General features: G+C 36.9%; 19 protein-coding genes. 8 read left to right on the forward strand and 11 right to left on the reverse strand.

Features of this window, described 5'->3' with window-relative positions; translation table 11 throughout:
* Positions 1–306 precede the first annotated feature (306 nt).
* The 7 genes from C8N46_RS07035 to C8N46_RS07065 all read left to right on the forward strand — a co-directional run bounded on the left by C8N46_RS07035 (position 307) and on the right by C8N46_RS07065 (position 6,033).
* A complete protein-coding gene (locus C8N46_RS07035; RefSeq protein WP_108114183.1) occupies positions 307–1,077 on the forward strand; it encodes a ParA family protein in 771 nt (256 codons plus the stop codon).
* A 5-nt stretch (positions 1,078–1,082) separates the two neighbouring features.
* Positions 1,083–1,988: a ParB/RepB/Spo0J family partition protein gene (locus C8N46_RS07040; protein ID WP_108114184.1), complete on the forward strand. Its 906-nt coding sequence runs from the start codon at positions 1,083–1,085 to the stop codon at positions 1,986–1,988.
* Positions 1,978–2,610 carry a DUF5683 domain-containing protein gene (locus C8N46_RS07045; protein ID WP_108114185.1) on the forward strand — a complete coding sequence of 211 codons (633 nt, stop codon included), beginning with the start codon at positions 1,978–1,980 and terminating at the stop codon, positions 2,608–2,610. The genes C8N46_RS07040 and C8N46_RS07045 overlap by 11 nt, the downstream gene beginning before the upstream one ends.
* A 29-nt stretch (positions 2,611–2,639) precedes the next feature.
* Positions 2,640–3,341, forward strand: a complete 702-nt coding sequence (gene dapB, locus C8N46_RS07050; RefSeq protein WP_108114186.1) for a 4-hydroxy-tetrahydrodipicolinate reductase — start codon at positions 2,640–2,642, stop codon at positions 3,339–3,341.
* A gap of 90 nt (positions 3,342–3,431) precedes the next feature.
* Entirely contained in the window at positions 3,432–4,994 is a 1,563-nt protein-coding gene (lepB, locus tag C8N46_RS07055) for a signal peptidase I (protein ID WP_108114187.1), read from the forward strand.
* A gap of 98 nt (positions 4,995–5,092) precedes the next feature.
* Complete coding sequence (locus C8N46_RS07060) at positions 5,093–5,713, forward strand: WbqC family protein (RefSeq protein WP_108114188.1); 621 nt, start codon at positions 5,093–5,095, stop codon at positions 5,711–5,713.
* On the forward strand, positions 5,713–6,033 hold the full coding sequence (locus C8N46_RS07065; RefSeq protein WP_108114189.1) for a DUF6122 family protein: 321 nt from the start codon (positions 5,713–5,715) through the stop codon (positions 6,031–6,033). Before C8N46_RS07060 ends, C8N46_RS07065 begins: the two co-directional genes overlap by 1 nt.
* Before the next feature lie 9 nt (positions 6,034–6,042).
* Here C8N46_RS07065 and C8N46_RS07070 read toward each other — a convergent pair whose 3' ends face one another.
* The 9 genes from C8N46_RS07070 to C8N46_RS07110 all read right to left on the reverse strand — a co-directional run bounded on the left by C8N46_RS07070 (position 6,043) and on the right by C8N46_RS07110 (position 13,616).
* Positions 6,043–6,258 carry a hypothetical protein gene (locus C8N46_RS07070; protein WP_108114190.1) on the reverse strand — a complete coding sequence of 72 codons (216 nt, stop codon included), beginning with the start codon at positions 6,256–6,258 and terminating at the stop codon, positions 6,043–6,045.
* Between the two features lie 67 nt (positions 6,259–6,325).
* On the reverse strand, positions 6,326–6,553 hold the full coding sequence (locus C8N46_RS07075; RefSeq protein ID WP_108114191.1) for a hypothetical protein: 228 nt from the start codon (positions 6,551–6,553) through the stop codon (positions 6,326–6,328).
* A 193-nt stretch (positions 6,554–6,746) separates the two neighbouring features.
* A complete protein-coding gene (locus C8N46_RS07080; protein ID WP_108114192.1) occupies positions 6,747–7,784 on the reverse strand; it encodes an endonuclease/exonuclease/phosphatase family protein in 1,038 nt (345 codons plus the stop codon).
* A gap of 3 nt (positions 7,785–7,787) precedes the next feature.
* A complete protein-coding gene (locus C8N46_RS07085) occupies positions 7,788–8,684 on the reverse strand; it encodes a rhomboid family intramembrane serine protease (RefSeq protein ID WP_108114193.1) in 897 nt (298 codons plus the stop codon).
* Positions 8,684–9,472, reverse strand: coding sequence for a rhomboid family intramembrane serine protease (locus C8N46_RS07090; RefSeq protein ID WP_211314478.1), 789 nt, complete (start codon positions 9,470–9,472; stop codon positions 8,684–8,686). Before C8N46_RS07090 ends, C8N46_RS07085 begins: the two co-directional genes overlap by 1 nt.
* 3 nt (positions 9,473–9,475) lie before the next feature.
* Positions 9,476–11,338 (reverse strand): DNA mismatch repair endonuclease MutL, encoded by a 1,863-nt coding sequence (mutL, locus tag C8N46_RS07095; RefSeq protein WP_108114194.1) that lies wholly within the window; start codon positions 11,336–11,338, stop codon positions 9,476–9,478.
* Between the two features lie 3 nt (positions 11,339–11,341).
* Positions 11,342–11,599 carry a hypothetical protein gene (locus C8N46_RS07100; RefSeq protein WP_108114195.1) on the reverse strand — a complete coding sequence of 86 codons (258 nt, stop codon included), beginning with the start codon at positions 11,597–11,599 and terminating at the stop codon, positions 11,342–11,344.
* A 275-nt stretch (positions 11,600–11,874) separates the two neighbouring features.
* The gene (locus C8N46_RS07105) at positions 11,875–13,146 is read right to left on the reverse strand and encodes an adenylosuccinate synthase (protein WP_108114196.1); all 1,272 of its coding nucleotides are present in this window, start codon (positions 13,144–13,146) and stop codon (positions 11,875–11,877) included.
* A gap of 29 nt (positions 13,147–13,175) precedes the next feature.
* On the reverse strand, positions 13,176–13,616 hold the full coding sequence (locus tag C8N46_RS07110) for a Fur family transcriptional regulator (RefSeq protein WP_108114583.1): 441 nt from the start codon (positions 13,614–13,616) through the stop codon (positions 13,176–13,178).
* A gap of 405 nt (positions 13,617–14,021) precedes the next feature.
* On the opposite strand from C8N46_RS07110, the gene C8N46_RS07115 reads away from it, so the two are divergent.
* Entirely contained in the window at positions 14,022–14,255 is a 234-nt protein-coding gene (locus C8N46_RS07115; RefSeq protein ID WP_108114197.1) for a class I lanthipeptide, read from the forward strand.
* Between the two features lie 156 nt (positions 14,256–14,411).
* Here C8N46_RS07115 and C8N46_RS07120 read toward each other — a convergent pair whose 3' ends face one another.
* Together C8N46_RS07120 and C8N46_RS07125 are read right to left on the reverse strand one after the other, a co-directional pair.
* Positions 14,412–16,625 carry a RelA/SpoT family protein gene (locus C8N46_RS07120; RefSeq protein ID WP_108114198.1) on the reverse strand — a complete coding sequence of 738 codons (2,214 nt, stop codon included), beginning with the start codon at positions 16,623–16,625 and terminating at the stop codon, positions 14,412–14,414.
* A 145-nt stretch (positions 16,626–16,770) separates the two neighbouring features.
* Positions 16,771–17,577, reverse strand: a complete 807-nt coding sequence (locus C8N46_RS07125) for a TrmH family RNA methyltransferase (protein WP_108114199.1) — start codon at positions 17,575–17,577, stop codon at positions 16,771–16,773.
* Positions 17,578–17,626: the final 49 nt, after the last annotated feature.

Genomic DNA, 17,626 nt, shown 5'->3' on the forward strand with positions numbered 1-17,626 from the left:
GAAAAACTGTTTGAGAAGTTGACATACGTCAAACCAAACTTGATTTGGTTTCCCATAACAGTGAGAGATTACGAATCTAAGATTCTGAATCAAGTTCAGAATGACGTTTTAAAGTTTCTCAAACAGTTTTTTAAATCCAAAAACTTCTACCAACCTCACGTTTTTATCGCTTTTAAAATCTACGGACTCACACTTCTTACGCTTTTAATCAGTCTTTAACGAAACATTATCATCTTTGTTAATAATTTTCGTTTCATTAACTCAATAATAATTGTATTTTTATCGCTCAAAATCCTCAAACTAAACATGGGCAAAATAATTGCTATCGCAAACCAAAAAGGAGGCGTTGGAAAAACGACGACTTCCGTAAATTTAGCAGCGTCACTCGGAGTACTTGAAAAGAAAGTGTTATTAATTGATGCCGATCCGCAAGCAAACGCAACTTCCGGATTGGGTATTGATGTGGAAAGCATTGAAACAGGAACGTACCAACTGCTTGAGCATACCGTACAAGCAAAAGACGTAGTGATGGAAACAAGTTCACCAAACTTAGACATCATTCCAGCACATATTGATTTGGTAGCAATTGAAATTGAATTGGTTGACAAAGACCAACGCGAATACATGTTGCGCAAAGCTATTGCTGAGATTAAAGATGAATACGATTATATTCTAATTGATTGCGCACCGTCGCTCGGATTGTTAACGCTAAATGCATTAACAGCCGCAGACGCAGTCATGATTCCAATTCAATGTGAATACTTTGCGTTGGAAGGTTTAGGAAAACTATTAAACACGATAAAAAGTGTACAAAAAATACACAATCCAGCGTTAGATATTGAAGGATTGTTGCTCACGATGTATGATTCTCGCTTGCGATTGTCGAATCAAGTTGTAGAAGAAGTGCAAAAACATTTTAATGATATGGTATTTTCAACCATCATTCAACGAAATGTACGTTTGAGCGAAGCACCAAGTTACGGCGAAAGTATCATCAATTACGATGCAAGCAGTAAAGGTGCCACAAACTATTTAAGCTTAGCACACGAAGTGATTAAGAAAAACAGTGGTAAATAAGATTTATGGCGAAGGCAACAAAAAAACAAGCATTAGGAAGAGGATTATCTGCATTATTGAAAGACCCTGAAAATGATATTTCGTCGGTTTCTGATAAAAATGCAGATCAAGTCGTTGGTAATATTGTCGAATTGTCTATTGAAACAATTGAAGTCAATCCGTTTCAGCCACGAACCAATTTCAACGAAGAATCACTGCGCGAATTGGCTTCTTCCATCAAAGAATTAGGTGTTATTCAGCCTATTACAGTTCGTAAACTCGGATTTGAAAAATACCAATTGGTTTCGGGAGAACGTCGTTACAGAGCGTCAAAACTCATCGGACTCGAAACGATTCCTGCCTATGTGCGTATTGCTAACGATCAAGAATCGTTGGAAATGGCATTGGTGGAAAACATTCAACGTGCCGATTTAGACCCGATAGAAATTGCACTTTCGTATCAACGTTTAATTGACGAAATCAGTCTTACACAAGAGCAAATGAGTCAGCGCGTAGGGAAAAAACGTTCTACCATAGCCAACTACTTACGTCTGTTAAAACTTGATCCAATCATTCAAACAGGCATGCGCGACGGATTCCTAAGTATGGGACACGGACGTGCGTTGGTGAACATTGAAAAAACCAAAGACCAATTAGACATTTACAAAACCATTGTTTCTAAATCGCTATCGGTGCGTGATACGGAAGCATTGGTGAAAAAATATAAAGAAGGTACATCTACAGACGTTTCTACAGAAGAAACTGACGAAACACCTAAATTTGTTCGCAAAGGAATTCGTGATTTTTCAGAATATTTCGGACAAAACGTAGACGTAAAAGTTGGAAAAAATGGAAAAGGAAAAATCACCATTCCGTTCAACTCTGAGGCAGATTTCACACGAATCAAAAAATTAATCAAAGGTGGGAAATAAAATCATCATCGCGTTGTGTTGTATCGTTTTTGCTTGCCAATTCTCATGGGCGCAAGAAAAAAATGAAGAAACCAAAGAAACAACGAAGGAAGAAAAAACAACAGACGAAACCAAGAAAGACGAATCTGCGTTAAAAATAAAAAGTGATCTTGTACTTGATGAAAAAAAAGACATTGATCCGCTGTCGCCTTCCAAAGCGGCTTTTTACTCGGCTATTCTGCCTGGTTTGGGACAAGCATACAACAAAAAATACTGGAAAATTCCGATTGTATATGCCGCGTTAGGAACAGGAATTTACTTTTATATAGACAACAATCGCAACTACAATCGCTATCGTCGCGCGTACAAACGTCGTTTGGCTGGGTTTACGGATGACGAATTTCAAAACATTGTCGTAGATAACAATGCACTAATTGATGCACAAGAATTCTATCAGCGAAATCGCGATTTATCACTCTTATTAACAGTGGTTGCGTATGTGTTAAATATTGTAGACGCCAATGTAGACGCGCATTTGCTGCAATTTAATGTAAGTGACGATTTATCGGTTCGCCCGCATATTGATCAAAACGATGTGGATTTTAATCGCAACTTAGGACTCACACTCAACTTTAGATTTTAACCTCGACACACCTTTCAAAACGAATTATTATGAATATTGCCTTACTAGGATATGGTCGAATGGGAAAGGAGATTGAGAAAATTGCGCTTTCGCGGGAACACACCATTGTTCATAAAATTCAGGGAAATATAACTACGTACGATTTCACTAACGTTGACGTCGCGATTGATTTCAGTATTCCAACCGCCGCTTTTGAAAACATTACACATTGCATTCAACAACAAATTCCTGTCATTTCTGGTACTACAGGTTGGCTTGAAAAATACGATGAAGTTGTGGCATTGTGTGAAGAAAAAAACGGTACGTTCATTTACGCATCAAACTTTAGCTTGGGTGTCAATATTTTCTTTGAAATGAATTCGTATTTAGCGAAAATGATGTCGCAATTGGAAGATTACAACGTGACTATTGAAGAAATTCATCACACCAAAAAACTAGATGCACCAAGTGGTACGGCAATTACGTTGGCAGAAGGTATTATGCAACATAGCAACTACAACCATTGGAAATTAGACAAAGCCGAAAATGACGATGAAATTCCCATCACGGCAAAGCGTATTCCAGAAGTGCCAGGAACACACGAAATTACATACACTTCTGCTATAGATTCCATTTCTATAAAACACGAAGCGCACAACCGTCAAGGATTTGCGCTCGGTGCAGTCGTGGCTGCCGAATGGATTCAAGGAAAAACAGGTGTTTTTAGCATGAAAGACGTGTTAAACATATAATAAAAATCAATCATATATATTTGAGGAATATATATTTGTAACAAAACCAACAAAATTTGCTGCGTTGCAGCATTCAAAAACATACAACAAATGACGTTTACGCAAGCATTTTTACTATTTTTCTTAGTCGTTCAACTCATTCACTTTTTAGGAACTTGGAAGCTGTACATCAAAGCGGACAGAAAAGCTTGGGAAGCTGCCGTGCCAATTTACAATGCGTTTATTTTAATGCGCATCATCAACCGACCAAAAGAATGGTATTGGGTGATTTTATTGTTTATTCCGATTGTGAATTTGATTGTATTTCCAGTACTTTGGGTAGAAACCATTCGTAGTTTTGGACGAACAGACCGTGCAGAAACTATCTTAGTGGTGCTTACACTAGGTTTGTATATTTTCTACGTGAATTATGCATTAGATGTACAATATGTACATGAAAGAAGCTTAAAACCACGTTCTACAGCAGGCGAGTGGGTTGCGTCTATATTGTTCGCAGTCGTAGCAGCAACGCTCGTACATACGTATGTAATGCAACCATTTGTGATTCCGACATCATCGTTGGAAAAAACCTTATTAGTGGGCGATTTCTTATTTGTAAGCAAAGTACATTACGGCGCCAGAACACCCATGACGCCAATTGCACTGCCAATGGTACACGATGAAATTCCATTAACAGGAATCAAATCTTACGTGAAAGAGCCGCAATTGCCATATTGGAGATTTCCAGGTTTTGAAAGTATAGAACGCAATGACATTGTAGTTTTCAATTGGCCAGCAGATGAATTTGAAGACATAAATGCTATGACAGGATATGTAGAAAAGCCTGTAGATAAACGTTCAAACTATGTAAAACGTTGTGTTGGATTGCCAGGTGATCAATTGGAAGTACGTAATGGCTACGTATACATTGATGGAAAGAAAAACGAATTGCCAGACAGAGCAAAGTTGCAGTTTAGTTATTATGTAAAGACTAAAGGACGAGGTTTTAATAAGCAATATTTACATGATAGATATGATATTACAGATGCTTTTGGTGCCACGGGAAGACCTAACGAAGTTTACTTTTCTGCAATTACAGAACAATCTGCGCAAGCTTTTAAAAATCACCCTAACGTATCAAGTATAGAAAAGGCAATTACTCCGAAAGGACAACGAGAACCAAATATTTTTCCAAAATCAGAAAAGTACAATTGGAATAACTATCACTATGGTCCAATCGAAATTCCGTATGCTGGACAAAAAGTTGAGTTAACGATGGACAACCTTCCATTGTACAAAAGAGCCATTTCAGAATACGAAGGAAACAATTTGACCGTTAAAGACAATCAAATTCTCATCGATGGTGAAGTGGTTACATCGTACACGTTCAAGCAAGATTATTACTGGATGATGGGAGACAATAGAGGAAATTCGCAAGATTCTAGAAGTTGGGGATTTGTGCCGTTTGATCACGTCTTAGGAAAGCCAACGTTTATTTGGATGAGTTGGGATACCAATGCTAGTGGCTTCAACAAAATTCGTTGGAATCGATTATTTACCACCGTAAGCGGTGAAGGCGAACCTATTTCCTATTTTCCATATTTCTTAATCGTTTTAGCAGGTTGGTTTGGGTTTAGTTATTATCGTAAGCGTAAACGAGAAGGATCAAAATAATGTAGCAATGTAACAATGAAAAAATGTATCAATTTGAAAATTTGAAAATGCTTTCTCTGAAAACTTTTAAACATTTAAACCGATAAACCTTCAAAGTATTGAGTTTCATAGTCCATCCAACATACTTCCCAAGCATTGCACATTACGTATTATTCGCAAAGGCGGACGATTTGGTGTATGAAATGGAAGATAATTTCCAGAAGCAAACCTATCGAAATCGAACCTATATTTATGGCGCGAACGGAAAATTGATGTTGAATGTTCCTGTAAAGCATTCCAAAAAAAATCAACATCAAAAGTATCGCGATATTGAAATTGCCAACGAAACAGCTTGGCAACGCTTGCATTGGAAATCACTCGAAAGTGCGTATCGAACATCGCCGTTTTTTGAATATTACGAAGACGAATTGCAACCATTATTCGAAAAGAAATATACACGTTTGATGGACTTGAATTTGGACACCATAAACGCTATCAATGAGTGTTTGCAATTAGAAGTTTCGCCATCGCACACAACGGAATACCAATCTGTAGTAACAGACATAAAAGACTTTCGAAAATTGGTAGATGTCAAAAAAGAACCCAATCACGGATTTGAAGCCTATACACAAGTTTTTGATACCAAATATGGTTTTATCCCCAATCTGAGCATTTTGGATTTACTTTTCAATGAAGGCACCAATGCGCTCAGTTATTTGGAACAACAAACCGTTTTGTAATGTTGCGATTTTGTGTTCATTACGGATTGCATTTTATCTTTCCACTATTTATAGCGCTGTATTTTTATCGCACAAAGTGGAAAACAGTCTACGGTATCTTTCTACTAGCAATGTTAATCGACTTAGATCACTTACTAGCAACACCAATTTTTGATCCGAATCGTTGCAGTATCAACTTTCATCCGTTGCACAGTTACTATGCAATTGGCACTTATGTAGTCATGCTTTTCTTTACAAAAACACGTGTTTTCGGAATCGCGTTGCTGTTACATATCTTGGCAGATTCAGCAGACTGTTTTCTAATGTCTTTGGAAGGTTAGCAGTTTTCATTAGTCAATTGCACAATATCCAGGTTCGGTATGGCAATTTGCGACAGTAAGGGGACAAAAATACACTTCCGTTTCGCAGCGTGTCGTTTTACAAATACTCTCATACGTATAGGTAACACAAGTAGTTGTTTTAACGCCTCCAGTAATTTGTGCGTTTGCAAGCGTTGAAATTCGTTCTTTTTTAAGCTGTAGTAATTTTGCATTTCTTTTTTTCATCTGAATAACTTTTTTATTGAATTACTATGTGATAATTTTTATCGAATAACTTTTGCGTAAAGCATAATTATCCTTCTTGCCCAAACAATCCACAAAATCTAGGTTCGGTAACACACGCCAAATAAGTCACCGTGCAATCCACAAATGGATCGGAATGACCATTTAGCGTTTTACACTCAGTTTTGTGCGAATAGACACATTTTTTACTATCCAGTCCGCCTTTAATTTTTGAGCTTGTCAAAGTGGAAATTCTTTCCTTTTTAAATGGTAACGAATTGAAATTTCTTTTCTTCATAAGAATCATTTTTAAAATTAATATGAATCGAAAGTAGAATAGCCATTAACTAGAAGCAAGAAGCGTAACCTTTGGTTTATAAAATAGCGGTTGGTAGCACCTACGTTTTATAAACTAGCGGTAAACGGACGGTAAAATTGGAAGATTTTTCACGAAAAATTGAGAAAAGCGAACGTAAAATCACACCAGACAATCAATCTAATGAAATAATACTTTTAATAGCGAAATGATCGGAATAATGTTGCGAAAATGTCTTAAACGAATTCACGCTAAAAGAAGCATCTGTCAAAATAAAATCGATGCGCATCGGGAAATACGGAAAATCGAGCGTTGAACCAAACCCTTTTCCAGCTTCCACAAAAGCATCTTTCATGTTGCCTTTAATGGTTTTATACACGTTTGAAAATTGGGTATTGTTGAAATCGCCCAAAATAATCTTCTTGTGTGGACAGTTTTTACGATTCATTTCGAACAGTTCTGCTTGTGTCTGCTGCATTTTAAACGCCGTTGCCATACGTTTCAACAAACGCTCCGAATTTTTCTGTGAAAATTCTTCTTTTTTGGGATTGATGTGCAACGATTGTAAATGCAAATTGTACACGCGAATCGTATCAGTATGGCGAACAATATCAATGTAAATTGCGTTGTTGGATGTGTTTGGAAATTCAATAGAACCTTTGTGTAGTATCGGAAACTTTGAGAAAATGGCTTGTCCTGCTTTTTTCTTTTTTCCACGCAATACAACATGTTGATATGGATAAAAATCAAAAGCTTCTTGCTGATTCGGATGAAACTCTTGCAAAGCGATAATATCAGGCGAATTTTCTTTGATTAAATCCACAATCTTTTGGTCAATTTGTGCCTCTTGAATCCAATCGTAAATATTAAACAACCGCACATTATAGCTCATCAAGGATAAAGAGTTTTCTGTAGGCTCTGTTAACGTTCCAGAGAATTTATACATCGAAGTCACATGCGAGTAGCCTAAAATCAGCACGACAAACGACAACAAAAACTGCTTTCGAACATTCAAAATCCAAAACAGCATAAAAATGAAATTAATCATGATAAAAACAGGCACCAACAAACTCAAAACGGAAAGGATAGGAAAGCTTTTGGGTACGGCATACGGCAATACATACGAAAGTAATAGCAATGCCGCAAACACGCTATTAATGAAGAAGATGACTCTACTTACAAGACGCAATCTTTTCTTCTTCTGCTCGCTCATAATTTAATTGTCCTTACCCGCTTTAAATAAAAAGTCTTTTTCGGCTTTGGTCAGACTTTCGTAACCAGATTTGCTAATTTTATCTAAAATAGCATCAATTTTTCGTTGCTTCTCGGAGGTTGTTTGTGTCGTTTTCTTTGTAGTAGAACGTTTGGTTTCTTTGTTTTTGTATACGGTTTTTAGTGGCGATTTCTTTTTTGGTGTAAAAAAGGCAACCAATTTATCCCAAAAACGTTCAAATCCGATACCAATATCATTGCCTTTTTGTAGTTGTTTCACGAATAAATAGCCAATCAACGCGCCGCCGATGTGTGCAAAATGACCACCTTCGTTGCTTCCTTGTCCAATAGCTGCAATGTAAGATATCATCAGTAATATTGCCAAAATCCAGTATTTTACGGGCAACACTCCAAAAAGATTCACAATTAAATTAGGAGCATAGGTTGCGCCAGCTGCCATAATTGCCAATACTGCTGCAGAAGCGCCCATCAATACAGCACGCTGTTCTGCAAAAGCAGGCAATACATTGTAAGCAATCAAAAATAAAACTGCTCCTGCGAAAATTCCGTATGCATATACGGTGATGAATTGTTTTTCAGTAAAGAAATTATAAAAGATTTTCCCCGTAAAATACAAACCGATACAGTTAAAAATCACATGAAAAAAGTCAGCGTGAATAAACGCATACGTAACAATTGTCCATGGCTTTACAAGCAACTCTCCTAAATCTTTTGGAATGGCAAAATACTCATAAAAGAAAGTTGGTGGAGTACCGTAAATAGAACGAAAAAAAGCATTAAATATCACCATAATCGTAAAAATGGTAATATTAAGCGCAATCAGCTTTTCAGAGGCATTAAAACCGCGATACATCATTAATAAACGTGTCTTCGTGTCCATTAGTCCCAACGATTTTTATTAAACTGTGTTTTCTTAAAATACAACATCAATAAGAAGCCAAACAAGGCGCCGCCTAAATGCGCAAAATGGGCAATATTTCCAGCGCCAAACAAGCTCATTCCACCTGTAATTCCTCCAATAAAATCTAGTAATAATAATCCTGGAATAAAATACTTCGCTTTGATTGGAATTGGCAAAAAGAGTAACATTAATTCTACATTTGGATATAACATGCCAAAAGCTACTAAAATACCATACAAAGCTCCTGAAGCTCCAACAGCATTACTATAAAAGGAATTTCCGTAATCATAAACAGCTTGTGCCTCACTGAGTACACCAGCATTTGCATAGCTATTAAGTTTTGCCAAGAAACCTTCATAAGAGGATTGAAATAACTCGTTAATTTGCGTTACAGAAAATCCACTATCGAGTAATATATTGTGTGCTGTATGTACATCGTAGTAATTTACAAGCGTGTATACCAATCCAGCACCAACACCTGTAATCATATAGAAACTGAGAAATTTTATTTTTCCCCAGCGTGCTTCCAATGCCGAACCGAACATCCACAATCCAAGCATGTTGAATAAAAGGTGTGTTGGACTCGCCATGGAATGCATAAACATACTTGTAATTGGTTGCCAAATTCCAAAATTTGGATTTTCTGGAAAATGCAATGCAGTGACAGTATAGATGTCAATACCGCGTTGCCCTAACACATAGGTAGCAAACCACAATATGACATTGATAATGATTAAATGTTTTACAGTATCTGTAATCCGCATCATAGCTTATATAAATTTTTTATCTAAATCATCAACGCTTAAGGTGATGAAAATGGTTTTTTGAAACGGCGAAACGCTTGGTTCTTTACAGGCAAATAAATTGTTGACCAATGCTTCTTGTTCTTCGATTTCTAGTTTTTTTCCGGTACGAATTGCCATGCTTTTCGCTAGTGATTTTACCAAAACATCGGTTTGACTGAATCCTGTATCGGGAATTTCTCCTTGAAAATCGTTCAGCATTTGCTCAATGATAATCTGTAATTCGCTTTCAGAAATATTGGACGGAATTCCCGAAAGTTCAATCGTATCTTCTGTAATATCGCTAAACATAAAGCCGATGTTTTCTAAACTTTCTTTGACTTCTTTTAGCAACGTAATTTCACTTGTCGAAAATGTAAACGTTACAGGAAACAGCAATTGCTGACTTACAGCTTCGCTCACGGTGATATTTCGCAACAATTGTTCGTACAACACACGTTGATGCGCGCGATGTTGGTCAATAATCACGATGCCTGATTTTATAGAACTTACAATATATTTTCGGTGCAATTGATAGGTCAAGGTTTCACGAGGTTCTTCATTTGTAAACAAAGAACTTGTTACTGCTTCTGACTCAAATTCGATATTTTCTGTGGGAAATTGATTGGTATTCGACTTCGATTCCAAACCCACATACAAACTTTCCCAACCTTCGGTAGATTCCTTCTTGTAGTTTTGATAACGCGGAGCAGTATTAGAACTTTTCTGCGTTTTTACATCATTGGCAAACGGATTGAAACTTCTATCAACTTGAATATTGGGTACAGCTACTTGCTTGTTTTTATAATCGTACGGCGTGTCTAAATTGGCGTCGCGGTCAAAATCGAGTACAGGCGCAATGTTGAATTGTCCCAAACTATGTTTTACGGTAGCACGCAACATCGCGTAGAGCGAATGTTCATCGTCAAATTTTATTTCTGTTTTTGTGGGATGAATGTTAATATCAATCGTTTCCGGATTGACGTCCAAGTAAATAAAATAACTCGGTTGCATCTTGTCTTTCAGCAAACCTTCAAATGCTGCTGTAATCGCGTGATGCAAATACGGACTTTTGATAAAGCGGTTGTTGACAAAGAAAAATTGCTCGTTTCTACTTTTCTTGGCGAATTCGGGTTTTCCGACAAATCCGCTAATTTTTACAATATCTGTATCTTCCTCAATCGGAACGAGTTTTTCATTGGTTTTTCCACCCAAAATATTCACAATCCGCTGACGATACTTACTTTTAGGAAGATTAAACAATTCATTTCCATTATGATACAACACAAATTTTATGTCAGAATGCGCTAATGCCACACGTTGAAACTCGTCAATAATATGGCGCAATTCTACCGTATCAGACTTTAAAAAATTGCGTCGCGCCGGAATATTATAAAACAGATTTTTAACCGCAATTGAAGTTCCTGTTGGTGTTGTAACTACTTCTTGTGAAATGATTTTACTGCCTTCAATTTTAATACGCGTTCCTAATTCAGCATCCGTTGTTTTCGTTTGCAATTCCACATGCGCAATTGCAGCAATGGAAGCTAACGCTTCGCCACGAAACCCTTTGGTATGTAAATTGAATAAATCTTCTGCCGCTTGAATTTTGGACGTTGCATGTCGCTCAAAGGAAAGTCGCGCATCGGTTTCGCTCATTCCAAAACCGTTATCAATAACGTGAATCAGCGTTTTCCCAGCTTCTTTAACAATGAGTTTTATTTCGGTTGCGTTTGCATCAATTGCATTTTCAAGTAGTTCTTTTACTACCGATGCTGGTCGCTGAACGACTTCTCCTGCTGCAATTTGATTTGCCACATGATCGGGTAAAAGCTTTATGATATCTGCCATAAATTACTTGCTATAAAATATTGATAGGTCAAAGTCTAGAATGTACAAAGCAATAAAAACAAGTACCAAAAATATGATAATTAAGCGGACAGAAACCTCATAGTTTTTACGAGTTCTGCTTGCTTCACCTGCATCTTCCCAAGCTCTTCTGTACTTAGCGAAACTTCTATCGGGCAACGAACGATCTTCTTCAGGTTTGTAAAACTGAGGTGTGTAATTAAAAGTTCTATTTTTTCTTTTTCTGAAGAATCCGCCTAACATAAAAATCGCTTTTGTAGTTCATATTCAAAGTTACCGAAAAACTGAACAAAAACCATTCCTAAAGCTATAAAAATTGTTAAAATGGCAGTTTGGGGAAATTAAAAAAGCTTCCGAATTGGAAGCTGTCAAGATTATTTTTGAATAAGAATTTGATATTTATAGAAAATGTCAAATCGAGCGCAGTCGAGATTTTTAAGAATATGTATGTTTTTCAAATACTTCTCGACTGCGCTTGAAGTGACAAAATAGTTTTTAAATTATAATTGTTTTCATAATTACCTATGAATCGTTTGTGTTCTATCAGGTCCAACTGACACAATTTTGATTGGAATTTCGAGCTCTTTTTCCAAGAAATCTATATAATCATTGAGTTCTTTTGGAAACTGTGATGGCGTCGTCATTTTGGTTAAATCTTCTTTCCAGCCTTTGAATTCAGTGTAAATAGGTGTTACGTTTTCTTCTTCGATGTTGTACGGCAAGTGCGAAATGGTTTCGCCTTTGTATGTGTATGCAGTACATACTTTTAAGGTTTTAAATCCGGAAAGTACATCGCCTTTCATCATCATCAATTGTGTAACTCCATTGACTTGACACGCGTATTTCAACGCTACCAAATCGAGCCAACCGCAACGTCTTGGTCGTCCTGTTACGGCGCCAAATTCATGTCCGATACGTGCCATTTCTGAACCAACTTCATCAAATAATTCTGTTGGAAACGGTCCTGAACCAACGCGCGTAGTGTATGCTTTAAAAATTCCAAATACGTCTTTTACTTTGTTTGGAGCAACGCCCAATCCTGTACAAGCGCCGGCCGCTGTAGTGTTGGAAGACGTTACAAATGGATAGGTTCCAAAGTCAATATCTAATAACGAACCTTGCGCGCCTTCTGCCAAAATCGTTTTTCCGCTTTTTTGTGCTTGGTGTAAATATTCTTCGCTGTCAATAAATTGCAATGTTTTTAAAACGTCTACGGCTTCAAAAAACTCTTCTTCCAATTCTTGCAAATCGTACTGAACATCTACGTTGTAGAAGTTAATCATTGCTTCGTGCTTATTGGTCAACGTGCGATATTTTTCTTTCCAGTTGTCCAATTCCAAATCGCCCACACGAATTCCGTTTCTCCCCGTTTTGTCCATGTATGTTGGACCAATTCCTTTCAAAGTAGAACCAATTTTCGCTTTTCCTTTCGAAGCTTCCGAAGCTGCATCTAACAAGCGATGTGTTGGTAAAATAAGGTGTGCTTTTCTGGAAATGATGAGTTTTTTCTGAATGTCAATATTGAACTGCGCCAAACCGTCCAATTCTTTCTTGAAAACCACCGGATCAATTACAACGCCATTTCCGATAACGTTGGTGGCGGTTTCGTGAAAAATTCCAGAAGGAATGGTACGTAAAACATGTTTAATGCCATCAAATTCTAAGGTGTGTCCCGCATTTGGGCCACCTTGAAAACGTGCAATAATATCGTAGTTTGCGGTAAGTACGTCAACAATTTTTCCTTTGCCTTCGTCTCCCCATTGAAGTCCGAGTAGTAAATCTACTGCCATTATATTGTGTGATTAGTGTGTTGTTGTGTTTATTTTTTATCCTTCTTTGTTGCGTAGAAATAGAGTGAGTGATTGTGAATGTCGATATCAAAAATTTCTTCAATGGTTTTTTTGATAATTTGAATTCTAGGATCGCAGAACTCCATTACTTCACCAGAATCTGTCAAAATTACATGATCGTGTTGTTTGTCAAAATAGGACTTTTCGTAATGTGCCTGATTTTGTCCAAATTGATGTTTGCGCACCAAATTGCTATCCAATAAAAGTTCTATGGTGTTGTACAGTGTAGCTCTACTCACACGATAGTTTTTATTTTTCATTTTGATGTAGAGCGATTCTATATCGAAATGTTCTTCACTATCATATATTTCTTGTAGAATTGCAAAGCGTTCAGGCGTTTTTCGATGACCGTTGTCTTCTAAAAACTTCGTAAAAACGTTTTTGACAATTTCTTGATTATTTTCCTCCATGTTTTGTTGCATCTTGGCTGAAGATTAAAAGGCAAATTTACACTTATTTTTCAAATTTTAGGGCATATTCCGCTTGGTAATTTTGTTGCGCTTATGCAGCGGAATCAATTTTTGGTTTCCTTCTTTGATTTTGTTTGTTTTTTCATTCTAAAAAATGTACTTTTAGTAAGTATATTTCTGATTATCAGAAACGTGCATTCTCCTAAAACTTTATATGAAACATTTCGGCATTTGCGTTTTTTCAATGCAATGCGATGAACTTTTATTGTTTTGTATGGAATGAAAAAAAGCAGTTCACTTCTAAAAAGCTATCAGTTGTGATATTTCTTGAGAATATTGAAATTGTATCTTTTTTCGTTCGTATCATTCAACAAGCATAAGTAAAACCTTTAAAATAATTTAGATATGAAGAAAAAAGATTTCAACCAAAAGCTCCAATTACACAAAAGTGTCATTTCAAATTTAGACGCAAGCATGCTTCACGGCGGAACGGATATTACAATCATTCCTATTCAAACCATTATTGAAACGCTTCAAACTAGACATGATGCTTGTACAATCATTGCAACGTGCAAGTGTAGTATGCAATGTCCTACGACGACTAGAGTTCCAGAGGATTGCAATACTGATAAATGTTAAGATAAAAATAGTCCGTTTAGTAAGAAATAATGAATTATAAATGTCAAATCGAGCGCAGTCGAGATTTCTATGAAGTTATGTAATTAGTAAGAAACTTCTAGACTACGCTCGATTTGATACGTGGTTATTTTTTTATAAAGTAGATGCGTTAAAGAATTATCCTCGCGTCACTTTTTCAATACCGTTTATCTTTTCGAGTTTGGCAATGAGGCGTTTTAAAATGGAGTTGTTTTTAACAATCACCATAATTCTTCCCGTGAAAATTCCGTCGTTGGTTTCAAAACTGATGTTTCTAATGTTTACATGCATGTTGTTGGAAATGACCTTGGTAACTTCATTAACGAGTCCCATGTTGTCAATTCCTGTGAGTTGTAACAATACGGTAAACTCTTCTTGCGTAGAATCTATCCATTTTGCGGTCATGATTCGGTATGCGTAGTTGGCTTGTAAACTCACCGCATTTGGGCAATCTTTTTTATGTACTTTAATGCCTTCATTCACTGTAACAAATCCAAAAACAGGATCGCCAGGAATTGGGTTACAACAATTTGCCAATTTGTAATTGAGTTTTTCTTCTTCTTTCCCAAACACCAACATGTCAAACTGGTTAGACACTTCAGGCTCGTTAATTTCTTCTGGCGGAGCCGATGGTCCTCTTCGAATTTTATTTTTGAAGAATTTAAAAATACTATTGCTGCGTTGCGCTGCGAAATCTTTTAATTTTTGGTTGTCAATCGTTCCAATTCCAACACGATAAAACAAATCTAAACTTGTTTTTAGCTTAAAATGATTTACCAATTCGTTGATGGAATTCTCGTCGAGCGTAATTTTTAATTGCTTTAATTTTCGACGTAGAATTTCTTTTCCTTCTTCCGCAATTTCTTTCTTTTCTTCACGTAACGAAGATTTTATTTTAGAGCGCGCTCTGGAAGTGGTGGCATAATCAAGCCAGTTGGCATTCGGTTTTGACTTTTCGGAAGTGATAATTTCCACTTGATCACCACTTTTCAATTCGTGACTTAGCGGGACTAGTTTTCCATTCACTTTTGCGCCACGTGTATGGCAACCAACTTCGGTGTGAATGCTAAAGGCAAAATCCAATGGTGTAGCACCTTTTGGCAACGATTTTAAATCGCCCGTAGGTGTAAAAACGAAGATTTCTTTTGCATATAAATTCAACTTGAATTCTTCTACAAAATCTACCGCATTTGCCGTTTGATTTTCCAGCGCTTCTTGCAGTTTGTTCAGCCAAGGTTCGAGTCCTTGCTCTTTTTGCTCACCTTGCTTGTATTTAAAATGTGCCGCATAGCCTTTTTCCGCGATTTCGTGCATGCGCTGCGAGCGAATTTGCACTTCTACCCAGCGACCTTTCGGTCCCATAACAGTAATGTGCAAGGCTTCGTATCCTGTCGATTTTGGAGAGGAAATCCAATCACGTAAACGCACAGGATTCGGTCTAAAATGGTCTGTAACTATCGAATAAATTTTCCACGCAATGAACTTTTCATTGTTTAAATCTTCCGTTTCATAGATAATTCGGATGGCAAATTTATCGTACACTTCATCAAACGTCACACCTTGTTTGACCATTTTTCTACGAATGGAAAAAATAGATTTAAAACGACCTTTGATTTCGTATTTAAAGTCTTCTTTATCGAGCGAATTTTTTATGATAGAAGAGAAGTTGTCAATGTATTCTTGTTGTTCTTCTTTGCTTTCTTCAATTTTATTTTGAATGTCATTAAAAACATCAGGTTCCGTGTACTTTAAGCCTAAATCTTCTAGTTCCGTTTTGATATTGTAAAGACCAATACGGTGTGCCAAAGGCGCGTAAATGTACAAGGTTTCCGACGCAATTTTCACTTGCTTGTGCGAAGGCATGGAATCCATTGTCTGCATATTGTGCAAACGATCGGCAATTTTGATGATGATTACACGGACGTCATCATTAATCGTTAGCAGCATTTTACGGAAATTTTCCGCCTGCAGCGAAACGTCTTTATCTTTTTTAAGATGTGAAATTTTGGTAAGTCCGTCCACAATTCGGGCAACCGCCACACCAAATTCTTGTTCAATGTCTTCTAGCGTGTATTCGGTATCTTCTACCACGTCGTGTAGTAGGGCAGAGGCGATAGAAGTAGCGTCCATTCCAATTTCAGAAGCTACAATTTTCGCCACAGCAATTGGATGAAAAATGTAGGCTTCTCCACTTTTTCTGCGTTGATCTTTATGCGCATCTACGGCAATATCAAAAGCCTTCCGAATGATTTTCTTATCGTCATCGGTAAGTTCTTGATAACTGATGCGCAACAGTTCCTTGTACTGTTTGGCAATAGCCGCATTTTCTTTTTCAATCTCAATTTCTGTCATATAATTAAAATTACTATAAAGAAATGTAACAAACAAGTTGTTGTAAGAATTAAAAAATAAAAATTTTAAGTTACTATTTTCCTTCTATTACAAGTAGCTGGTAGTTGATATATTTGGTGTTGAAAACGAGTTTTTGAAGTTGTTTTTATGAAAAATTTCGCTGTCGCTTGGCTTCAAAAATAACGATGGCGGCAGCGACGGATACATTCATGGAATCTATTTTTCCTTGCATCGGAATGATGATGTTTTGGGTTGAGTTTTGCAACCATTCATCGCTCAAACCTGTTGCTTCTGTTCCAACGACAACTGCAGTTGCTTTTTGGAAGTTTTGAACGTGATACTCTTCCGAAGCCGTTAAAGCCGCACAATAAATAGCAATGTTTTTCTTTTGAAGAAACGAAATGATTTCGGAAGTACTTCCGGTAGCAATTTGCGTCGTAAACACACAACCCACGCTAGAACGTACAATATTCGGATTGTATAAGTCGGTTTTCGGATTGGCAATGAAAACAGCGTCAATATTTGCCGCATCCGCAGTTCTGAGCAATGCGCCGATGTTTCCAGGCTTTTCAGGCGCTTCGGCTATTAAAATCAACGGATTTTCATTGTGAAACCTTATATGTTCAAGTGTATGTGTTTTGGTATGTACAATGGTTAATATACCTTCCGTACTGGTACGATACGCGATTTTTTGATAGACTTCTTTGGAGATTTCGATACAATCGGGCGCGTTTGTTGCTTTTTTGAGTAATTTTTGTACACTTTCGTGCGTACAAATCTCAGGAAAGAAAAAAATGGTATCAATTGTATACTGTCCTTCAAGTGCGAGTGTTAATTCGCGAAAGCCTTCCAATATAAATTTCCCTTCTTTTTTACGACTTCGTGATTTTTCTTGCAGTTGCAAAATATATTTTACTGTCGAATTTTGCGTGCTCGTTATTTGTTTGTACATACTGCAAAGATAGAAAAGAGATTTGTTGTATAACAATTGAAATACTGTT

This window comes from Kordia periserrulae, assembly GCF_003054265.1.
Classification (GTDB): Bacteria; Bacteroidota; Bacteroidia; order Flavobacteriales; family Flavobacteriaceae; genus Kordia; species Kordia periserrulae.